Here is a 20,889-nt window from a genome sequence, read left to right as displayed (position 1 = left end):
GTTCGCGAGCGAACGAAATGGCAACAGACCCTAATACCGACAACCCTCGGAGTGAGCGTGTAATGAATCTGAACAAGGTCGACCTGAACCTCTTCGTGGTCTTCGATGCCATCTACACCGAGGCCAATCTGACCCGCGCCGGGCAGATCGTCGGCATCACCCAGCCGGCGGTGTCCAACGCCCTGGCGCGGCTGCGCGAGACCTTCAACGACCCCCTGTTCGTGCGTACCGCCCAGGGTATGGTGCCCACGCCCATGGCGCAGAACATCATCGGCCCGGTGCGCAGCGCCCTGCAGCAACTGCGCATTTCGGTGCAGGAAAGCCGCATCTTCAACCCGGCCCAGGCCAACAAGACCTACCGCATCAGCATGACTGACCTCACCGAGGCGGTGGTGCTGCCTTCGCTGTTCCAGCGCCTACGGCGCATGGCCCCCAATGTCAGTATCGAGAGCATGCTGGCGCGCCGGCGCGAAACCACCAAGGAGCTGGCCGCCGGACGCCTGGACTTTGCCGTGGACGCGCCGCTCAACACCGACCCCCAGGTGCGCCACGTCAAGCTGATGGAAGACCGCTACGTCTGCGCCATGCGCAAGGGCCACCCGCAGGCCAAGGACAAGATCAGCCTGGACGAATATATGGGCATGACCCATATACATATTTCCAGCCGTCGCAGTGGCCTGGGCCATGTCGACCTGGCTCTGGGGCGCATGGGCATCCAGCGCAAGATTGCCCTGCGCTCCCAGCACTACCTGATGGCCACCACCGTGTTGCAGAACACCGATATGGTCATGACCGTGCCCGAGCGCTTCGCCCGACGCAACGACCTGCACCATGTGGAGCTGCCGCTCAAGGACATGGCCCCGCTGGAAACCCACCTGTACTGGCACGAAAGCACCGACCAGGACCCTGCCAACCGCTGGATGCGCGAGCAAATCATCGAGATCTGCCAGCATGTGACGGCCCAGGAAAAGAAGCTCGACAAGCCCCAGTCCTAGTCCGCACCGGCACACTGGGCGATCACAAAACCTGCGAATATCGCTGTAAAATAGCGAGGAAACTCTGGATTCCCTCGCTATTTTCGTCATTCCCGGATTTCTCCCGGCTGGCCAGCTAGGCAAGTACTTCGGCCTGGCCTATTGTTCAGCCATAGAGGCCGCCCCGGTGTAAGGAATGCTGCATGCGCTGTCTGCTCCTGGCTTGTGTGTTGCTTTGCAACGTTGCCTGTGCCGACGAGATTCTGATTGTCGGCAACAATTATTCGATACCCAAGATCTACGCCGAAGGCGACCAACCCCAGGGCATGCTGGTGGACATTCTGCGCTACGTCGATGCGGCCATGCCCGAGCACCAGTTCAGCCTGCACCTCTACCCCTGGGCGCGCGCCTACAAGATGGCCGAAAGCGGTCAGGCCGGCATTATCGGCCTGAGCTGGACCACGGAGCGCCAGCAAGTCTTCGACTATTCCGAAGCGCTGTTCTATGACGAGGTGGTGGTCGTGGTACGCCATGACGACAAGCTGAACTTCAACCGCATCGAAGATCTCAAGGGTCGGCGTATCGGCCTGGGGGCCGGCGGCAGCTTCGGCGATGAGTTCGAGCAGGCGCGCCGGCAAGGGGTGTTCCAGGTCGACGAGGACAATGGCCCGGTCTCGCGGCTTAAGAAGCTTCTGGCCAGACGCATCGACGTAGCCCTGATCAATCCCGGCACCGCCGGGTTGCGCCGGGCCATCGCCCTGGATCCAGAACTATCGAGGCGCGCCGCGGAATTTCATGTACTGGCACAGCCGCTCAAGCGCGACGCCAACTACCTGGGCTTTCACAAACGCCTGGGAATGGGCGACTTTCTCGACGAATTCAACCTGCATATCCGCCGCGGTTACGCCAATGGCGATATCCCGCGTCTGCTGGCCACCTACCAGCAGCCGTAGGGCAACTGGCGGTCCCCCTTAGGCTCAGGCGCTGTCGCGCAGCACCAGTTCGAAGCCCACATCGATGCAGTGCTGGGCCGGCTGTTCGCCACGCATCAGGGTCAACAACATCTCGCCCGCTAATTGGCCGATGCACCCACGGGTGGTGCGTACCGTGGTCAGTGCCGGATGCACCCAGGCGGCGGCAGGCAGGTCGTTGAAGCCGGCAATGGCCAGGCGTTGCGGCACCGCCAGGTCGAGCTGACGGGCACGGAACAGCGCCCCCAGAGCCAGGTCGTCGTTGTTGAAAAACACCGCATCGATCTGTGGCTGCTGGGCCAGCAGCCGATCCAGCAGGTTCGCCCCCAGGCCGATGGAGGACAGTTCCGGCGTCAGCAGTTCCAGGTTCGGGTCATAGCGGCCGTGGGCCTGCATGCAATGTCGATAGCCCTCGGCGCGCTGCAGGGTACGCGGGTCGAGCTGGGCGGCGGCAAAGGCGATATGCCGATAGCCACGGGCGATCAACGCCTCGGCCATGGCCGCGCCGGCATCCAGTTGCGAGAAGCCGACGCAGTACTCGTCTTCGGCATCACTCAGCTCCATCATGGTGACAATGGGGCCGCGGCAACCGCCGAGTATCTCCCGCGCCGTGTCGCTGCGCTCGAAACCGGTAAGCAACAGGCCAGCGGGCTGGTGCGCCAGGTAGGAGCGCAGCAGGCGTTCGTCTTCCTCGGGGCGGTAGTGACTGACCCCGATCATCATCTCGAACCCGGCGGGCATCAGCACCCGCTGGATCGCCTCGACGGTGTCGACGAACACCGAGTTGGACAGCGACGGGATGACTACCGCGACCAGATTCGACTTCGAGCTGGCCAGGGCCCGCGCCGCCGGATTTGCCACGTAGCCCAGGGCCTTGGCTGCCTGCATGACCTGGGCGCGCAGGGCATCGGAAACCCGTTCCGGCTGCGACAGGGCGCGTGAGGCGGACATCAGCGAACAACCGGCAGCCTTGGCCACATCGGACAGGGTGACGCGTTCGGCGGAGCGACGACGACGTTGGGTCATGGGCATTTCCCTGGAAAAGGCAGGCGATTCTAGCAGTGGCTGCAGCTGCAGGGGGCTGCGCGCACCCGACTTAAAATCGTCCGGTGCGCTCAGCACTACGGAGCGTCGATCAGTTCGCAGCCTTGGCCAGCTCGGCCTGGACCTGGTCGAACAGCGGCTGGCCGACGGTATCGACCACCTGCTGGATCGCCGGCTGGGCCCGCTCGCGCATGCGCTGCATTTCCTCGGCGCTGATCTGATTGACCTGCATGCCGTTCTCCTCAAGCTGGGCCAGGGCCTTGGCCGCCTCGGCGCGGGTATCCTGGCGCTCGAAGTCGCGGGCCTTCTTCGCGGCTTCAAGGATGATGCCCTGCTCGGTCGCCGACAAACCGTCCCACCAGCGCTTGGAGGCGGTAACGATCCACGGGCTGTAGACGTGGTTGGTCACGGTCAGGTACTTCTGCACCTCGTAGAATTTCGAGGAGAGAATGGTGTTGAAGGGATTTTCCTGGCCATCCACCGCCTTGGTTTCCAGCGCAGTAAACAGCTCGGAGAACGGCAGCGGCACGGCGTTGGCCCCCATCAGCTTGAAGGTTTCGAGGAACACCGGGTTGGGCATCACCCGCAGCTTGATCCCGGAGAAATCCTCCAGTTTGTTGATCGGCCGGGCATTGTTGGTCATGTTGCGAAAGCCGTTTTCCCAGTAGACCAGGCCGACCAGGCCCTTCTCTTCCAGCTTGTCCATCACCTGGCGGCCGACCGGGCCGTCCAGCACGGCGTCGGCCTGCTGCTCGTTGCTGAACAGGAACGGCGTGTCCCACACCGCCATCTCCTTGGTAATGCCTACCAGGGTGGCGGTGGAGCCGACCATCATTTCCTGGGCACCGCCCATCAGGGCGCTCTGCATCTGGTCGTCCGAACCCAGGCTGGCGGCGGCGAAGGTGCGCATCTTGAGTTTGCCCTCGGAGGCCTTGGCCACCTCTTCGGCGAACAGCTTGGCAGCGCGGCCCTGGTTACTGCTTTCGTTGAGGCCATAGCCGAAACGAATCATCCGCGAGCGGACATCGTCGGCCTGGGCCGTTACCGCAGCAAGCGGGCTGAACAGCATGGCCGTAGCCAGGAGGGTAAGCAGTGGACGTTTCATCAGTGAGTACCTTTTATTGTTGTCAGCAGTACGACAAGGATGCCCGACACGCAGCGCCGGGCGGTGAAAAGACGGGTCAGCGCAGCCAGGCCAGCGGCACCGTGATAATGGCCGGGAAGGCTATCAGCAGCGCGACGATGCCCAGGTAGATCAGGAAGAACGGCATCACCCCGCGCACCAGGATCTCCATACGCAGGCGGCCGATGCCGCCGACCACATTGAGCACCGTGCCCACCGGCGGGGTAATCAGGCCAATGGAGCCGATCAGGACGAACATCACGCCGAAATACACCGGGTCGATGCCGGCCTTGATCGCGATGGGGGCCAGTACCGGGGCGAGAATCAGAATGGTCGGGGTCAGGTCGAGGACCATGCCCACCGCGACCATCAGCAGCATGATCGCGATCATCAGCAGATAGGGGTGGTCGAGCAGCGGCCCGAGCATCATGCCGATTTCCTCGGGCAGCTGGGCCAGGGTCACCATATAGGCCGACACTGTGGCCGCCGCGCAGAGGAACATCACCGAGGCGGTGGTGCGGCTGGCACGGGTCAGGGTCTCGTTCAGCGCCGCCCAGCTCAATTCGCGGTACAGCAGCGTGGAGACCGCCAGGGCATACACGGCCGCCACCACTGCGGCTTCGGTCGGGGTGAAGATGCCGAAGCGCAGGCCGCCGACGATGATCACCGGCAGCATCAGGGCCGCCGCACCATCGACCAACACCGCGCGGCGCTCGGCCTTGCTCGCCTTGGGCGGCGTTGGCTCGGTAAAACCGCGGGCGATCAGGGTCCAGGCGAAAATCAGGCCCACACCCATGATCAGACCCGGCACCAGCCCGGCCATAAACAGCTGGCTGATCGAGGTATTGGTCACCACGCCGTAGATCACGAAGGGCATCGACGGCGGGATGATCGGCGCGATGATGCCGCCGGCCGCCACCAGGCCGGCCGAGGCATGCAGCGGATATCCACGCTGGCGCATCATCGGCAGCAACAGCGTGGCCAGCGCCGCGGTATCGGCCAGGGCCGAACCGGACATGCTGGCCAGCAGCACCGCCGCGGCGATCGCCACATAGCCAAGGCCGCCGCGCAGGTGGCCGAAATAGGCCTGGGCCATGGCGATGATGCGCCGGGAAATGCCCCCGGCGTTCATCAGTTCGCCAGCCAGGATAAAGAACGGCACGGCCAGCAGCGGAAAGCTGTCGGCACCGGCGAGCAGGTTCTGTGCCAGTAATTGCACATCCCAGAATTCCAGGTACCACATCAGCACCGCGCCGGTGAGAATCAGGGCGAAGGCGATAGGCATGCCGAAAGACATGAAACCCAGCAGTGAAGCAAGGAAGACAGCGACGGTCATCAGCGGGTCCTCGGTGGGCAGTGCCCGATTTTATTAGAGAGGGCTCAGTCGGCCGTGATATTGGCGTTGGCAACCGGCAGCGGCTCGGGCCGTCGCCAGACGTTGACCAGCTGGAGCAAGGCCAGCAGGGCCAGAACCGCCATGCAGGCCAGCACCGGGAACATGCCCAGCACCACGGGATAGCCGACCACCGTGCTGTGGTTACCCCAGCCGTATTGCACCTGCTGCCAGGCCCCCAGGGCCGCCAGCACGCTGGCTCCGGCGACCAGCAACCAGCTGGCGGAATCGACCAGGCGACGGACCACCTGGGGGAAACGATCGCGGATCATGTTGAAGCGCATCAACTCACCACGGCGCATGCTCGAGGCCACGCCGACGAACACCAGCCAGACGAACGCCAGGCGCGACAGCTCCTCGGCCCCCGCCCAGCCGGTGCCGAAGGCGTAACGCAGCACCACGTTGCCGAAGACCGCGGCGACCATAAAGGCCATCAGCGCGGCCATCAGGCCATCGGTCAGGCGGTCGAACAGCCGCGCCAGCCAACCGCCGTAGATAGGCTCGCCGCTCAGTTCCGGTGCATGGTTAGCGCTATCAAATTCAGCCACAGAAAGCGCCGACTGCGCGCCGATAGCCGCAGCCGAAAGATCGCGGCGCAGCCAGGCGCAGACCTCGGCCACCACTGCCTCGCGGCTCTGCGCGGCGCTGACGGTGCACACATGGGGTTCATTGCGGGGGTCTTCGAGGGTGGCGAACTGGCTGTCGACCAGCGAGGTCGGCATAAAGTGGCCCGGCCGGGCACCCACCCGCAGCAAGGCGGTGGCGTGATCGATCTCCAGATGGGCGAACTGCAAACCCGGCACCGCCTGGCGCAACTGGTCGCGGTAGCTGCGCTTGAGCGCCGAACAGGCCAGCACGAAGCCCTGCCCTGCGGCTTGGGCGGCCTGCATCTCGACAATCAGCGCATCCAGCCAGTGAACCCGGTCGGCGTCGCTCAGCGGAATTCCGGCGCGCATGCGTTCGACGTTTTCGCGGGGGTGAAACAGGTCGGCCTCGATATGTCGCCAACCGAGTTCGGCGGCGATGGCCTGGCTGATATCGCTCTTGCCCGAACCACTGACCCCCATCACCACCAGGGTGCGGTCAGCCGGCGCAGGGCCATTGGCAGAAAGGCATGTGTTCATGAAATCTCCGAAACACCTTCGCGGGGTGTCGTTTTTGTTTTTCCGGATGGTAGCGCTAACAAAAGTGTCCGACAAGCAGGAAATTTCTCTTGAATATAAGAACCGACGAAGGGTGTTGTGCGGGGACAGCCGCGCGCGCGCTGGCCATCACATCCGGATAAACACGGCGCACCCACGGCAGTTTAGAGATTGCGTGCGATCACCATACGCTGCACGTCGCTGGTGCCCTCGTAGATCTGGCATACGCGCACGTCGCGATAGATCCGTTCCAGCGGGAAGTCCTTGAGGTAGCCGTAACCGCCCAGGGTCTGTAGCGCCGCGGAACAGACCCGCTCGGCCATCTCCGAGGCGAACAGTTTGGCCATCGAGGCCTCGCTCAAGCAGGCCATACCGGCTTCGCGCAGGCTGGCGGCGTGATGCACCATCTGCCGCGCCACGGCGATCTGGGTGGCCATATCGGCCAGGCGGAAAGCTACCGCCTGGTGCTCGATGATCGGCTTGCCGAAGGTCACCCGCTCATGGGCGTAGTCGCGCGCCGCCTCGAATGCGGCGCGGGCCATGCCCACCGCCTGAGCGGCAATGCCGATACGCCCGCCCTCCAGATTGCCCAGGGCGATGCGGTAACCCTCGCCCTCCTCGCCCAGACGCAGGCTGGCCGGGACACGCAGCTCATCGAGCTGGATCTGACAGGTGTCCGAGGCGTGCTGGCCGAGCTTGTCCTCAACCCGCACCACCGAATAACCGGGCGTGTCGGTGGGCACGATAAAGGCGCTGATGCCCTTCTTGCCGGCTTGCGGATCGGTGACGGCGAAGACGATCACCATGCCGGCGTGACTGGCGGAGGTGATGAACTGCTTGCTGCCGTTGAGTACATAGTGCTCGCCGTCGCGCCGGGCCCGGGTGCGCAGGTCGCTGGCATCGGAGCCGGCCTGCGGTTCGGTGAGGGCGAAGGCCCCGAGCATCCGTCCTTCGGCCAGGGGTTTGAGGAACTGCTGCTTCTGCGCCTCGCTGCCGTACTTGAGGATCGGCATGCAACCCACCGAGTTGTGCACGCTCATGATGGTCGAGCAGGCTCCGTCACCGGCGGCGATTTCCTCCAGGGCCATGGCATAGGCCAGGTGACCGGTCTGCGCCCCGCCCCATTGCTCCGGCACCAGCATGCCCATAAAGCCCAGCGCGCCCATCTCGGCGATGGCATCGCTGGGGAAACGGTGCTCGCGGTCCCACTCGGCGGCGTATGGCTTGAGCCGTTCCTGGGCGAACTGGCGGGCCATATCGCGGATCTGCACATCTAGCTCTGAAGGGATCATCTTCGCTCTCTCGCAAACAATCTGATCGGGGTTTGCACGGCGTTACAGGCGCTCGATGGCCACGGCGGTGGCCTCGCCGCCACCAATGCACAGGGACGCCACACCGCGCTTGAGGTCGTACTGTTGCAGGGCGCTGAGCAGCGTCACCAGCACCCGCGCGCCGGACGCACCGATCGGGTGGCCCAGGGCGCAGGCTCCGCCGTGCACATTGAGCTTGTCGTGGGGAATATCCAGGTCGCGCATGGCCGCCATCGGCACCACAGCGAAGGCCTCGTTGACTTCGAACAGGTCGACCTCGCCCAGGGTCCAGCCCGTGCGCTGCATCAGGCCCTGCAGCGCGCCCACCGGCGCGGTGGCAAACAGGCTGGGCGCATGGGCGAAGCTGGCGTGGCCACGGATCGCCGCCAATGGCGTCAGGCCTCGCCGCTCGGCCTCGGACAGGCGCATCAGCAGTAACGCCGCGGCACCGTCGGAAATCGAGCTGGCATTGGCCGCGGTCACCGTTCCGCCCTCGCGGAAAGCCGGCTTGAGGGTCGGGATCTTCTCGATACGGGCCTTGGGCGGCTGCTCATCACTGTCGATACTGCGTAGCTCGCGGCCAACCATGGCCTGCACCGCGGTGATTTCTGCGGTAAAGCGCCCTTCGGCCATGGCGCGTTGGGCGCGGTTCAGGGAGCTGATGGCGAAGGCATCCTGCTGCTCGCGGTTGAAGCCATAGGCCTGGGCGCACTCCTCGGCGAAGCTGCCCATCAGGCGGCCCTTATCGTAGGCGTCCTCCAGACCATCGAGGAACATATGGTCGAGCACCCGGCCATGGCCCATGCGATAGCCACTGCGCGCCCGCTCCAGCAGGTAGGGCGCGTTGGACATGCTTTCCATGCCGCCGGCGATTACCACCTCGGCGCTGCCAGCCAGCAGCAGGTCATGGGCGAGCATCGTCGCCTTCATGCCCGAACCACACATCTTGTTGATCGTCGAACACACCGTGGCCTGGGCCAACCCCGCGCCCAGGGCCGCCTGGCGTGCCGGAGCCTGGCCCTGGCCGGCCTGCAGCACACAACCCATCAGCACTTCGTCCACGGCATCGGCGGCCAGGCCGGCGCGCTCAAGGGTCGCGCGGATCGCCGCCGCCCCCAGCTCGGCAGCCGTGAGCGCCTTGAAGTCGCCAAGTAACGCGCCCATCGGCGTGCGCGCGGCACTGACGATTACCACCGGATCGGTTTGCCTAATCATGCCGTACCCCTTCTCGAATTGTTTACCTTTACGTTAACGTAAACTAATTAAACATTTCGCTGTTGTCTAGCAGGCATGACCTGGCCTTACAGGCCTTGGTTAGCCGGAAGCACTATCGCCTGCCAACTCAGCGAGTTAGCAAGCGTCGTAGGCTTACCTGCATCACAAATCCTCATTCTTAGGATTAATATCCTGCAACAACTAATTGTTTTTAATGAATTAGTAAGAGCGAACTAGAAGCCGCTTGAGCTTTGCAGAGGCCCGATCCTGGCTACAAAGCATGGAAAGCCAAGCAGCCTTGTTGACTAAATCGTGGCGCAGCTTTACGTTAACGTAAAGGTAAACAAGAGCGCTCACCCATGCCCCCAAGCACCTACTCCATTTCCGAACTGGCCCGCGAGCTGGATATCACCACCCGCGCCATTCGCTTCTATGAAGAACAGCAGATGCTCAGCCCCGAGCGCCGGGGCCAGGAACGCATCTACAGCGCCAAAGACAAGGTCACCCTCAAGCTGATCCTGCGCGGCAAGCGCATCGGTTTCTCCCTGGCCGAATGCAAGGAACTGATCGAGCTGTACGACCCGGTGCACGGCAACCACAAGCAGCTGCATACCTTTATGGCGAAGATCGCCGAACGCCGCGCCCAGCTGCAGCAGCAACTGCTGGACATCGAACAGATGCAGCTGGAGCTGGATACCGCCGAAGAACGTTGTCTGGCGGCCCTGGAAGCCCTGGCTGAAACTGATAAAAAACAATCCGTTATCTCCTGAACTTAACTCTAAAAATTACAGGTGGAACCATGAGCTACCCGTCCCTCAACTTCGCCCTCGGCGAAACCATCGACATGCTGCGCGACCAGGTGCAGTCCTTCGTCGCCGCCGAGCTGGCCCCCCGCGCCGCCGCCATCGACAGCGAAAACCAGTTCCCCGCCGATATGTGGAAGAAGTTTGGTGACATGGGCCTGCTCGGCATCACCGTCGAGGAAGAGTACGGCGGCTCCGGCCTGGGCTACCTGGCCCACGTGATCGCCATGGAAGAGATCAGCCGCGGCTCGGCCTCGGTCGCCCTTTCCTACGGCGCGCACTCCAACCTCTGCGTCAACCAGATCAAGCGCAACGGCACCGCCGCGCAGAAGGCCAAGTACCTGCCCAAGCTGGTCTCCGGCGAGCACATCGGTGCCCTGGCCATGAGCGAGCCCAACGCCGGTTCCGACGTGGTCAGCATGAAGCTGCGCGCCGACAAGCAAGGCGACCGCTATGTGCTCAACGGCAGCAAGACCTGGATCACCAACGGCCCGGATGCCAACACCTACGTGATCTACGCCAAGACCGACCTGGAAAAAGGCGCGCACGGCATCAGCGCCTTTATCGTCGAGCGCGACTGGAAGGGGTTCAGCCGCGGCAGCAAGTTCGACAAGCTCGGCATGCGCGGTTCCAACACCTGCGAGCTGTTCTTCGACAACGTCGAAGTGCCGGAAGAGAACGTGCTGGGTCAGCTCAATGGCGGCGTGCGCGTGCTGATGAGCGGCCTGGATTACGAGCGCGTAGTACTCTCCGGCGGCCCGGTGGGCATCATGCAGGCGGCCATGGACGTGATCGTGCCCTATATCCACGACCGCAAGCAGTTCGGCCAGAGCATCGGCGAGTTCCAACTGATCCAGGGCAAGGTCGCCGACATGTACACCCAGCTCAACGCCAGCCGCGCGTACCTGTATGCCGTGGCCCAGGCCTGCGACCGCGGCGAGACCACACGCAAGGACGCCGCCGGGGTAATCCTCTACACCGCCGAGCGCGCCACCCAGATGGCCCTGGATGCGATCCAGATCCTCGGCGGCAACGGCTATATCAACGAATACCCCACCGGCCGCCTGCTGCGCGACGCCAAGCTCTACGAGATCGGTGCCGGCACCAGCGAAATCCGCCGCATGCTGATCGGCCGCGAGCTGTTTAACGAAACCAAATAAGCCAGAGCCGTAGGATGGGTTGAGCGAAGCGATACCCATGCCGGTGTTTACGATGGGTATCGCAAGCTCAACCCATCCTACGGTTTTCCACGGAGCCAAACGATGGCCATCCTGCACACCCAGATCAACACCCGCTCGCCGGAGTTCGCCGCCAATAGCGCGGCGATGCTCGCCCAGGTCAACGAGTTACGCGCCCTGCTCGCCCGCGTTCACGAAGGCGGTGGCGAGAAGGCCCAACACCGCCACACCTCGCGCGGCAAACTGCTGCCGCGTGAACGGATCAACCGCCTGCTGGATGTCGGCTCGCCCTTTCTCGAGATCGGCCAGCTGGCCGCCCATGAGGTGTATGGCGAAGAAGTCCCTGCGGCCGGCGTGGTCGCGGGTATCGGCCGGGTGGAGGGCGTGGAATGCATGATCGTGGCCAACGACGCCACGGTCAAAGGCGGCAGCTACTACCCGCTGACGGTGAAAAAGCACCTACGCGCCCAAACCATCGCCCAGCAGAACCGCCTGCCGTGCATCTACCTGGTGGACTCCGGCGGTGCCAACCTGCCGCGTCAGGACGAGGTATTCCCGGACCGCGAGCACTTCGGCCGGATCTTCTTCAACCAGGCCAATATGTCGGCCATGGGTATCCCGCAGATCGCCGTGGTCATGGGCTCCTGCACCGCCGGCGGGGCCTATGTGCCAGCCATGGCCGATGAAGCCATCATGGTGCGCAACCAGGCCACCATCTTTCTTGCCGGCCCGCCGCTGGTCAAAGCCGCCACCGGTGAGGTGGTCAGCGCCGAAGACCTCGGCGGTGCCGATGTGCACTGCAAGACCAGCGGTGTAGCGGACCATTACGCCGACAACGACGAACACGCCCTGGCCCTGGCCCGGCGCAGCATCGCCAACTTGAACTGGCGCAAACTCGGCGTGCTGAACACCCGTGCACCGATCAACCCGCTGTACAGCGGTATAGAGCTGTACGGGGTGATTCCGGCTGACGCCAAGCAGCCCTTCGATGTGCGCGAGGTGATTGCCCGCACCGTCGATGGCAGCGTATTCGATGAATTCAAGGCGCTGTTCGGTGCAACCCTGGTCTGCGGCTTTGCGCATATCCACGGCTATCCGGTGGCCATCCTCGCCAATAACGGGATCTTGTTTGCCGAATCGGCACAAAAAGGCGCGCACTTTATCGAGCTGGCCTGCCAGCGCGGCATTCCCCTGCTGTTCCTGCAGAACATCACCGGCTTTATGGTCGGGCAGAAGTATGAGGCCGGCGGCATCGCCAAGCACGGGGCCAAGCTGGTCAACGCGGTGGCCTGCGCCAAGGTGCCGAAATTCACCGTGATCATCGGCGGCAGCTTCGGGGCCGGCAACTACGGCATGTGCGGCCGCGCTTACGACCCACGCTTTCTGTGGATGTGGCCGAACGCGCGGATCGGCGTGATGGGTGCTGAACAGGCCGCCGGCGTGCTGGTGCAGGTCAAGCACGAACAGGCCGAACGCGCCGGACAGCGTTTCTCCGCCGAAGATGAAGCCAAGCTCAAGCAGCCGATCCTCGAACAGTACGAGCGCCAGGGGCATCCCTACTACTCCAGCGCCCGGCTGTGGGACGACGGTGTGATCGACCCGGCGCAGACCCGCGACATCCTGGGCCTGGCGCTGTCCGCCAGCCTTAACGCGCCGATCGAGCCGACCAGCTTTGGTGTATTCCGTATGTGATGCGCCCCTCCCACGGCGTACCGGGCAACCATTTTGAGCCAGAACACCATGACCGACTTCAACACCATCGAACTACAAAAAGACCCACGCGGCTTTGCCACCCTCTGGCTCAACCGTGCGGACAAGAACAACGCCTTCAACGCCGAGATGATCCGCGAGCTGATTCTCGCCCTCGACGCGGTAATGGCCGACAAAACCCTGCGCTTCCTGCTGTTGCGCGGCCGTGGCAAGCACTTCTCTGCCGGAGCCGATCTGGCCTGGATGCAGCACGCCGCAACCCTGGACTACAACGCCAACCTCGCCGACTCGCGCGAGCTGGCCGAGCTGATGCACAACCTCTATCAGCTGAAGATCCCCACCCTGGCCGTGGTGCAGGGCGCGGCCTTCGGCGGAGCCCTGGGCCTAATCAGCTGCTGCGATATGGCCATCGGCACCCATGACGCCCAACTGTGCCTGTCCGAGGTGCGCATCGGCCTGGCTCCGGCGGTGATCAGCCCCTTTGTCGTACAGGCCATCGGTGAACGTGCTGCGCGCCGTTATGCCCTGACTGCCGAACGCTTCAGCGGGCAGCGGGCTCAGGAGCTGGGGCTGTTTGCCGAATGCTATGCCGCCGATGCCCTGGAGCCGGCAGTGGCCGAGTGGGTCGACACGCTGCTGCTCAATAGCCCGCAGGCGATGCTGGCGAGCAAGGATCTGCTGCGCGAAGTCGGCAGCGGCGTGCTGACCCCGGCGTTGCGCCGCTATACCGAGAACGCGATTGCCCGTATCCGCGTCAGCCCCGAAGGTCAGGAAGGTCTACGGGCATTCCTGGATAAGCGTAAACCCGCATGGCAGGAGCCACAAGCATGAGCCTTAAGCCTATCGACACCCTGCTGGTGGCCAACCGTGGCGAGATTGCCTGCCGAGTGATGCGCACGGCCAAGGCCATGGGCATCCAGACCGTGGCGGTGCACAGCGCCATCGACGCCAATGCCCGTCATGTGCGCGAAGCCGATCTGGCGGTGAATCTGGGTGGTGCCAAACCGGCCGACAGCTACCTGCGCATCGACGCACTGATCGCCGCAGCCAAGGCCAGCGGTGCCCAGGCGATTCACCCCGGTTATGGCTTTCTTTCGGAGAACGCCGGTTTCGCCCGCGCCATCGAGGCCGCTGGCTTGCTGTTTCTCGGCCCGCCCGCCTCGGCCATCGACGCAATGGGCAGCAAGTCGGCCGCCAAGGCGCTGATGGAGGCCGCCGGCGTGCCGCTGGTACCGGGCTATCACGGCGAAGCACAGGATATCGAAACCTTCCGCGCCGCCGCTGAGGTAATCGGCTACCCGGTGTTGCTCAAGGCGGCGGCCGGCGGCGGTGGCAAGGGCATGAAGGTGGTCGAGCGCGAAAGCGAGCTGGCCGAGGCCCTGGCCAGCGCCCAGCGCGAGGCGCAGTCCTCGTTCGGCGACTCGCGCATGCTGGTGGAAAAATACGTCCTCAAGCCGCGTCATGTTGAGATCCAGGTATTTGCCGACCAGCACGGCCACTGCCTGTACCTGAACGAGCGCGACTGCTCGATCCAGCGTCGCCACCAGAAGGTGGTCGAAGAAGCACCCGCCCCCGGCCTCTCAGCCGAACTGCGCCGCGCCATGGGTGAGGCTGCGGTCAAGGCGGCCCAGGCCATCGGTTACGTCGGGGCCGGCACCGTGGAGTTTCTCCTGGATGAGCGTGGCGACTTCTTCTTTATGGAGATGAACACCCGCCTGCAGGTCGAACACCCGGTCACCGAGCTGATCACCGGCCTGGATCTGGTCGCCTGGCAGATTCGCGTGGCCCGTGGCGAGGCGCTGCCGATCACTCAGGAGCAGGTGCCGCTGATTGGCCACGCCATCGAGGTGCGCCTGTACGCCGAGGACCCGGACAACGACTTCCTCCCCGCCACCGGCACCCTGGCGCTGTACCGCGAAGCCAATGCCGGCCCAGGCCGTCGGGTGGACAGCGGAGTCAGCGAAGGCGATGAAGTCTCGCCCTTCTATGACCCCATGCTCGGCAAGCTGATCGCCTGGGGTGAAAACCGCGAAGAGGCGCGCCTGCGCCTGCTGGCCATGCTCAAGGAAACCTGTGTAGGCGGGGTCAGAACCAACCTGGCCTTTCTCACCCGCGTGCTAGCCCACCCGGCTTTCGCCAATGCGGAACTGGATACCGGCTTTATTCCACGTCATGAAGCGCAACTGCTGCCGCCAGTGAGCGAACTGCCGACTGAATTCTGGCAACTGGCTGCCGAAGCCCTTGTGCAGAGCGAAGCGCCGCACCAACGCCACGAGGACTATCACTCTCCCTGGTCGCGCAATAATGGCCTGCGTCTGGGCCTACCGGCGGAAACCGATCTGCACCTGGCCTGCCAGAACGAGCGCCAGGTGGTGCGTCTGCGCCATGCATCGGCTTGCACCGTACAGTTGCAAGGCGAGGTCCTGCAGGTGGAGCGCAACGGCCTGCGCCAGCAGCATCTGGCCATTCGTCGTGGTGAGAGCCTCTATCTGCACTATGCCGGCGAGCTGCGCAGCATTCAGCGCGTCGATCCGATTGCCGAAGTGGAAGCCAGCCATCAACATCACGGCGGCCTGACCGCCCCCATGAATGGCAGTATCGTGCGGGTTCTGGTCGAGGCAGGCCAGCAGGTCGAAGCCGGTACCGCCCTGGTAGTGCTGGAGGCGATGAAAATGGAGCACAGCATCCGCGCCCCCCATGCTGGCACCGTCAAGGCGCTGTATTGCAGTGAGGGCGAGATGGTCAGCGAGGGTGCGGTGCTGGTGGAGCTGGAAGAAGTATAAGCAGGGTATTCGGTGCGCACGGCGCACCCTACGATGTACGCGATATCAGGGGTTTACGTAGGGTGCGCCGTGCGCACCATTGGCCCAAAGGAGACGCCAAATGAATTTGCCCAAACAGGTGCGCCTGGTCGAAGTCGGCCCCCGCGACGGTTTACAGAACGAGAAACAGCCCATCAGCGTGGCCGACAAGGTGCGCCTGGTAGACGACCTGTCTGCCGCAGGACTCGGCTATATCGAGGTGGGCAGTTTTGTCTCGCCCAAGTGGGTGCCGCAGATGGCCGGCAGCAGAGAGGTTTTTGCGCAGATCCAGCAACTGCCAGGTATTACTTACGCGGCGCTGACCCCCAACCTGAAAGGTTTCGAAGACGCGCTGGCGGCCGGAGTCAAGGAAGTCGCGGTATTTGCCGCAGCAAGCGAATCGTTCTCGCAGAAAAACATCAACTGCTCGATCGGCGAGAGCCTCGAGCGCTTTGTGCCACTGATGGACGCCGCCAAACAGCAGGGTATTCGCGTGCGCGGCTATGTGTCCTGCGTGCTTGGCTGCCCCTATGAAGGCGAGGTAGCCCCGGCGCAAGTGGCCAGCGTGGCCAAGGCGCTCTATTCCATGGGCTGTTACGAAGTGTCTCTGGGCGACACCATCGGCACCGGCACCCCGGGCAAGACTCGTCTTCTGTTCAACCTGGTAGCCCGTGATATCCCGCGCCATATTCTGGCTGGGCACTTTCACGACACCTACGGCCAGGCCCTGGCCAATATCTACGCCAGCCTCTTGGAAGGCATCAGCGTATTCGACAGCTCGGTTGCGGGCCTCGGCGGCTGTCCTTACGCCAAAGGTGCCACTGGCAATGTCGCCACCGAAGATGTGCTCTATCTGCTTGAAGGCCTGGGCATCGCAACCGGTATCGATATGGACAGACTGATCGCCGCCGGCCAGCGTATCTGCGCCGTACTGGACAAGCCCAACGGCTCGCGGGTGGCGCGGGCACGACTGGCCAGCGCCTAGGGTGCATATGCCAAAGGTTTGTCCACCATTTGGATTCCGTGGTGGACAAGGCGCTAAGCTTGCAGAAGTTAACCGGGCCAACGTCCGGTATAGGATCCGACATGCAAAAGCCCTTGTGGACACCCTCCAAGAAACGCATCGCCGCCACCCGGATGGATGCCTTCCGCCGCTTCGTCAATCAGCGCCACAGCCTGCAGCTGACTGACTATCCAGCCCTGCACGCCTGGAGCGTGGCGCAGCGCGAAGCCTTCTGGCAGGCCATAGTCGAGTTCTTCGATATCCGCTTTAGCGCCAAGCCCGAGGCCGTGCTGCAGGAAGGCAGCGCCATGCCCAGCGCCCACTGGTTTCCCGGCGCAACCCTGAATTTTGCCGAACACCTGCTGCGCCGCCGCGATAACCATCCTGCCCTGGTGGCTATCGGCGAAGACGGTAGCCGCGAACAACTGAGCTATGCCGAGCTGGCCGCCCATGTCGCCGGGCTGCAAAAGAGCCTGCGCAAAGTCGGCGTGGGCAGCGGTGACCGCGTCGCGGCCTTTATGCCCAACACCTGGCAAACCCTGGTCGGCATGCTCGCTGCCAGCAGCCTGGGGGCGACCTGGTCGAGCTGCTCGCCAGACTTCGGTACTCAGGGCGTGATCGACCGTTTCGGCCAGATCGAACCCAAGGTGCTGATCGCCGCCGCTGGTTACCGCTACGCCGGCAAGAACCTCGACCTGACCGCCAAGTTGGGTGAAATCCTCGAGCGCCTGCCCTCGCTCGAACAACTGATTGTGGTGCCCTACTCCAATGCCCAGGCCAAAGCCGCCGACTTCCACTCTGCGGCCAAGGTCGCGCTGTGGCAGGACTTCTATCAGGCCGGTGGCGAGCCCGAATTTACCCAGGTACCGTTCGATCATCCGCTGTATATCCTCTATTCCAGCGGTACCACCGGCGTGCCCAAGTGCATCATCCATGGCACTGGCGGCACCCTGCTGCAGCACGTCAAGGAACTCGGCCTGCACACCGACCTGCATGCCGACGATTGCCTGTTCTACTACACCACCTGCGGCTGGATGATGTGGAACTGGCTGGTCTCGGGCCTGGCCTTGGGCGCGACCCTGGTGCTGTTCGACGGCTCGCCCTTCCACCCCGGTGCCGAGCGCCTGATCGACCTGATCGACGCGGAGAACATCAGCATCTTCGGCACCAGCGCCAAGTACCTGGCCGCCCTGGAGAAGGCGGGAGCCAAGCCGGACCAAACCCACAGGCTGCAACGCCTTAAGGCGATTCTGTCGACTGGCTCACCGCTGTCCCACGAGAGCTTCGAGTACGTCTACCGCGAGATCAAAGCCGATCTGTGCCTGTCGTCGATCTCCGGCGGCACCGATATCGTCTCCTGCTTCGCCCTCGGCAATCCGCTGCTGCCGGTGTGGCGCGGTGAGTTGCAGTGCAAGGGCTTGGGGATGGACGTGCAGGTGTGGAACGACGCTGGCAAACCGGTAACTGGTGAGAAAGGCGAACTGGTCTGCGCCCAGCATTTCCCCAGCATGCCCGTGGGCTTCTGGAAGGATGACGACGGCAGCAAGTTCCAGGCCGCCTACTTCGAGACCTTCCCCGGCATCTGGGCCCATGGCGACTACGCGGAAATCACCGAGCACGATGGCCTGGTGATTCATGGCCGCAGTGACGCGGTGCTGAATCCCGGCGGCGTACGCATCGGCACCGCCGAAATCTATCGCCAGGTGGAAAAGGTCGAAGCCGTGCTGGAGTCCATCGCCATCGGCCAGGAATGGGACGACGATGTGCGGGTGGTGCTGTTTGTCCGTCTGCGCGAGGGCGTCGAGCTGACCGACGCGTTGCAAGCTCAAATCCGCCAGATGATCCGCGCCAACACCACGCCGCGCCATGTGCCGGCCAAGATCATCGCCGTGGCAGATATCCCGCGCACCATCAGCGGCAAGATAGTCGAACTGGCGGTGCGCAACGTGGTGCATGGCAAACCGGTGAAAAACACCGACGCTTTGGCCAACCCCCAGGCCCTGGAGCTGTACCGCGATTTGCCGCAGCTGCGCGATTGAACACGGGACGGCAGCCCTTCCAGGTTGCCGTCAGCGCTTGCACAGGGTCGCCCATGGCGAGCTAGAATGCCCCCTCGCCACTGAAAAGGAACTTCCCATGGCTGGCCATTACCCCGACAAGATCAAGTCCCTGCCCCTCTACGATGGCCGTTTCGACGCCTACAAGCTGGCGGCCACCGGCAGCGACGTGCTGTTCGCCTCCTACCCGGCCGGCACATCGATCCCGCCCCATGTACATGACACCGACAACTACGGGGTGATCACCCGGGGGGCCCTGCAACTGAGCATAAATGGCGTTACCACCACCTATCGCACCGGCGACTGGTATCAGGTCCCGGCTGGCGTGCTGCATGCGGCGGAGTTTGCCGAGGAAACCGACGAAATCGAGTTCTGGTTCAAGGTCGAAGGCCAATAAACCGGTAGCCGACTCCATCCCGAAGCGTCTACCGGCCCATTGGCGAACGCCTGGCACAGCACCGAACGCTGCGGCCGAACTGCCGGTTCAGGCCCCCGGACGGCCCGGATCCTCTGCGGGGTCCGCTTCGATTTCTTCGAGTTTCAACTCCAGGGCCCAGTCGCCGCTGCTGGCGGGCTTGGCCGCTGGTGCCGGGCTGGGTGCCGCCACTGGGGCCGGCTGCGCCTCGGCATTGGCCGGGTTCTCCCGATACAGTTTGAGCTTGAGGCGGACATTGTTGGCCGAATCGGCGTTCTTCACCGCTTCGTCCTCATCAATAGTCCCGGCATGCACCAGGTCGATCAGCGCCTGATCGAAGGTCTGCATGCCGATGTTCTTCGACTTTTCCATGATCTCTTTGATATCGCCGAAATCGCTGCGCTTGATCAGATCGCGAATGGTCGGCGTGCCGAGCAATACTTCCACCGCGGCGCGGCGCTTGCCGTCAACAGTCTTGACCAGGCGCTGGGAGACGAAGGCCTTGAGGTTGTTGCCCAGGTCGTTGAGCAGCTGCGGACGCCGCTCTTCGGGGAAGAAGTTGATGATGCGGTCCAGCGCCTGGTTGGCGTTGTTGGCGTGCAGGGTGGAGATGGCCAGGTGGCCGGTATCGGCGAAAGCCAGGGCATGCTCCATGGTTTCGCGGTCGCGAATCTCGCCGATCAGGATCACGTCCGGGGCCTGGCGCAGGGTGTTTTTCAACGCGGCGTGGAAGCTGCGAGTGTCCACCCCGACTTCGCGCTGGTTGATGATCGACTTCTTGTGCTTGTGCACATACTCCACCGGGTCTTCGATGGTGATGATATGGCCGCCGCTGTTGCGGTTGCGATAATCGATCAGCGCCGCCAGGGAAGTGGACTTGCCCGAACCGGTACCACCGACGAACAGCACCAGACCGCGTTTCTCCATGATGGTCTTGAGCAGCACCTCGGGCAGTTTCAGGTCCTCGAATTTGGGGATTTCCATCTTGATATTGCGCGCGACAATGGACACCTCGTTGCGCTGCTTGAAGATATTGATGCGGAAACGCCCCACGCCGGCGATGGAGATGGCCAGATTCATCTCCAGCTCGCGCTCGAACTCTTCGCGCTGCGCGCCATCCATCACCGAATCGGCGATCGCGGCCACCTCTCCTGATTTCAGCGGCTCGGCACTCAAGGCCTTGAGCACGCCGTTGAACTTGGCGCAAGGGGGCGCACCGGTGGACAGATAGAGGTCGGAACCGTCCTGGCTGGACAGTATTTTCAACATTGCGGAGAGGTCCATGGCAAGCAGATCCGTCGAAGTAAAGTTAATACGTTAGGCCAAGATCGACCCCGGAGCCGCACAATGGCGCGGCAGCTAAGTGGCGTCATTCTGATGGCGCAACAAATACTGGCACAATACCAACTCGGTAACGTTATGGCCCCCGACTATTTTCCAGGTGCCCATTTTTGAGGAGTCGATCAAATGGCAAAGGCGATGTGCCGCCATATTCTGGTCAAGACCGAGGCCGAAGCTGCGGCCTTGAAAAAACGTATTGCCGCCGGCGAGGCCTTCGACGTGCTGGCGCGCAAATACTCCACCTGCCCCTCTGGCAAAAAAGGCGGTGACCTGGGCGAGGTGCGTCCAGGACAGATGGTCCGCGCCATCGACCAGGTGATCTTCAAGAAACCGCTGCGTGAAGTCCACGGCCCGGTGAAAAGCCAGTTTGGCTATCATCTGGTGCAAGTCTTCTATCGCGAATAAACGC

The 20,889-nt window shown here is 63.3% G+C and carries 18 protein-coding genes; 11 read left to right on the top strand and 7 right to left on the bottom strand.

Translation table 11 applies throughout. The annotated features are described in order from the left end of the window. Positions 1–62: 62 nt before the first annotated feature. Entirely contained in the window at positions 63–995 is a 933-nt protein-coding gene (locus WMW70_RS19965) for a LysR family transcriptional regulator (RefSeq protein WP_341439204.1), read from the top strand. Between the two features lie 182 nt (positions 996–1,177). Beyond that, positions 1,178–1,927, top strand: a complete 750-nt coding sequence (locus WMW70_RS19960) for a substrate-binding periplasmic protein (RefSeq protein WP_341439203.1) — start codon at positions 1,178–1,180, stop codon at positions 1,925–1,927. A 24-nt stretch (positions 1,928–1,951) separates the two neighbouring features. Here WMW70_RS19960 and WMW70_RS19955 read toward each other — a convergent pair whose 3' ends face one another. From WMW70_RS19955 to WMW70_RS19930, 6 genes are all read right to left on the bottom strand, one after another. Continuing rightward, a complete protein-coding gene (locus WMW70_RS19955) occupies positions 1,952–2,971 on the bottom strand; it encodes a LacI family DNA-binding transcriptional regulator (RefSeq protein ID WP_341439202.1) in 1,020 nt (339 codons plus the stop codon). Positions 2,972–3,080: 109 nt separating this feature from the next. Then, complete coding sequence (locus WMW70_RS19950) at positions 3,081–4,094, bottom strand: TRAP transporter substrate-binding protein (RefSeq protein ID WP_341439201.1); 1,014 nt, start codon at positions 4,092–4,094, stop codon at positions 3,081–3,083. Positions 4,095–4,170: 76 nt separating this feature from the next. Beyond that, positions 4,171–5,448 carry a TRAP transporter large permease gene (locus tag WMW70_RS19945; protein ID WP_341439200.1) on the bottom strand — a complete coding sequence of 426 codons (1,278 nt, stop codon included), beginning with the start codon at positions 5,446–5,448 and terminating at the stop codon, positions 4,171–4,173. A 44-nt stretch (positions 5,449–5,492) separates the two neighbouring features. Further along, positions 5,493–6,572 (bottom strand): gluconokinase, GntK/IdnK-type, encoded by a 1,080-nt coding sequence (locus WMW70_RS19940; protein WP_445942175.1) that lies wholly within the window; start codon positions 6,570–6,572, stop codon positions 5,493–5,495. 239 nt (positions 6,573–6,811) lie between these two features. Then, positions 6,812–7,939 (bottom strand): acyl-CoA dehydrogenase family protein, encoded by a 1,128-nt coding sequence (locus WMW70_RS19935; protein ID WP_341439198.1) that lies wholly within the window; start codon positions 7,937–7,939, stop codon positions 6,812–6,814. 42 nt (positions 7,940–7,981) lie between these two features. Further along, positions 7,982–9,172 (bottom strand): acetyl-CoA C-acyltransferase, encoded by a 1,191-nt coding sequence (locus tag WMW70_RS19930; protein ID WP_445942171.1) that lies wholly within the window; start codon positions 9,170–9,172, stop codon positions 7,982–7,984. Positions 9,173–9,531: 359 nt separating this feature from the next. Between WMW70_RS19930 and WMW70_RS19925 the strand changes: the two genes are divergently transcribed. From WMW70_RS19925 to WMW70_RS19890, 8 genes are all read left to right on the top strand, one after another. After that, positions 9,532–9,942 carry a MerR family transcriptional regulator gene (locus WMW70_RS19925; RefSeq protein WP_341439197.1) on the top strand — a complete coding sequence of 137 codons (411 nt, stop codon included), beginning with the start codon at positions 9,532–9,534 and terminating at the stop codon, positions 9,940–9,942. 29 nt (positions 9,943–9,971) lie between these two features. After that, positions 9,972–11,135, top strand: a complete 1,164-nt coding sequence (locus WMW70_RS19920; protein WP_341439196.1) for an isovaleryl-CoA dehydrogenase — start codon at positions 9,972–9,974, stop codon at positions 11,133–11,135. 102 nt (positions 11,136–11,237) lie between these two features. Next, a complete protein-coding gene (locus WMW70_RS19915) occupies positions 11,238–12,845 on the top strand; it encodes a carboxyl transferase domain-containing protein (RefSeq protein WP_341439195.1) in 1,608 nt (535 codons plus the stop codon). 48 nt (positions 12,846–12,893) lie between these two features. After that, positions 12,894–13,694: a gamma-carboxygeranoyl-CoA hydratase gene (locus WMW70_RS19910; RefSeq protein WP_341439194.1), complete on the top strand. Its 801-nt coding sequence runs from the start codon at positions 12,894–12,896 to the stop codon at positions 13,692–13,694. Continuing rightward, entirely contained in the window at positions 13,691–15,646 is a 1,956-nt protein-coding gene (locus tag WMW70_RS19905) for an acetyl/propionyl/methylcrotonyl-CoA carboxylase subunit alpha (RefSeq protein ID WP_341439193.1), read from the top strand. The genes WMW70_RS19910 and WMW70_RS19905 overlap by 4 nt, the downstream gene beginning before the upstream one ends. Positions 15,647–15,746: 100 nt before the next feature. Next, positions 15,747–16,649, top strand: a complete 903-nt coding sequence (locus tag WMW70_RS19900) for a hydroxymethylglutaryl-CoA lyase (protein WP_341439192.1) — start codon at positions 15,747–15,749, stop codon at positions 16,647–16,649. Positions 16,650–16,750: 101 nt separating this feature from the next. Continuing rightward, positions 16,751–18,706 carry an acetoacetate--CoA ligase gene (locus tag WMW70_RS19895; protein ID WP_341439191.1) on the top strand — a complete coding sequence of 652 codons (1,956 nt, stop codon included), beginning with the start codon at positions 16,751–16,753 and terminating at the stop codon, positions 18,704–18,706. Positions 18,707–18,803: 97 nt separating this feature from the next. Then, the gene (locus WMW70_RS19890) at positions 18,804–19,121 is read left to right on the top strand and encodes a cupin domain-containing protein (RefSeq protein ID WP_341439190.1); all 318 of its coding nucleotides are present in this window, start codon (positions 18,804–18,806) and stop codon (positions 19,119–19,121) included. An 87-nt stretch (positions 19,122–19,208) separates the two neighbouring features. Here the strand turns inward: WMW70_RS19890 and WMW70_RS19885 are convergent, their stop codons facing one another. After that, complete coding sequence (locus WMW70_RS19885) at positions 19,209–20,423, bottom strand: PilT/PilU family type 4a pilus ATPase (RefSeq protein ID WP_341439189.1); 1,215 nt, start codon at positions 20,421–20,423, stop codon at positions 19,209–19,211. Positions 20,424–20,606: 183 nt separating this feature from the next. On the opposite strand from WMW70_RS19885, the gene WMW70_RS19880 reads away from it, so the two are divergent. Continuing rightward, positions 20,607–20,885 (top strand): peptidylprolyl isomerase, encoded by a 279-nt coding sequence (locus WMW70_RS19880; protein WP_341439188.1) that lies wholly within the window; start codon positions 20,607–20,609, stop codon positions 20,883–20,885. Positions 20,886–20,889 lie beyond the last annotated feature (4 nt).

Source organism: Pseudomonas sp. XK-1 (assembly GCF_038069885.1).
Classification (GTDB): Bacteria; Pseudomonadota; Gammaproteobacteria; order Pseudomonadales; family Pseudomonadaceae; genus Aquipseudomonas.
Note: the sequence above shows the minus strand (reverse complement) of the source record. Positions and strands in the feature narration are given on the sequence as shown.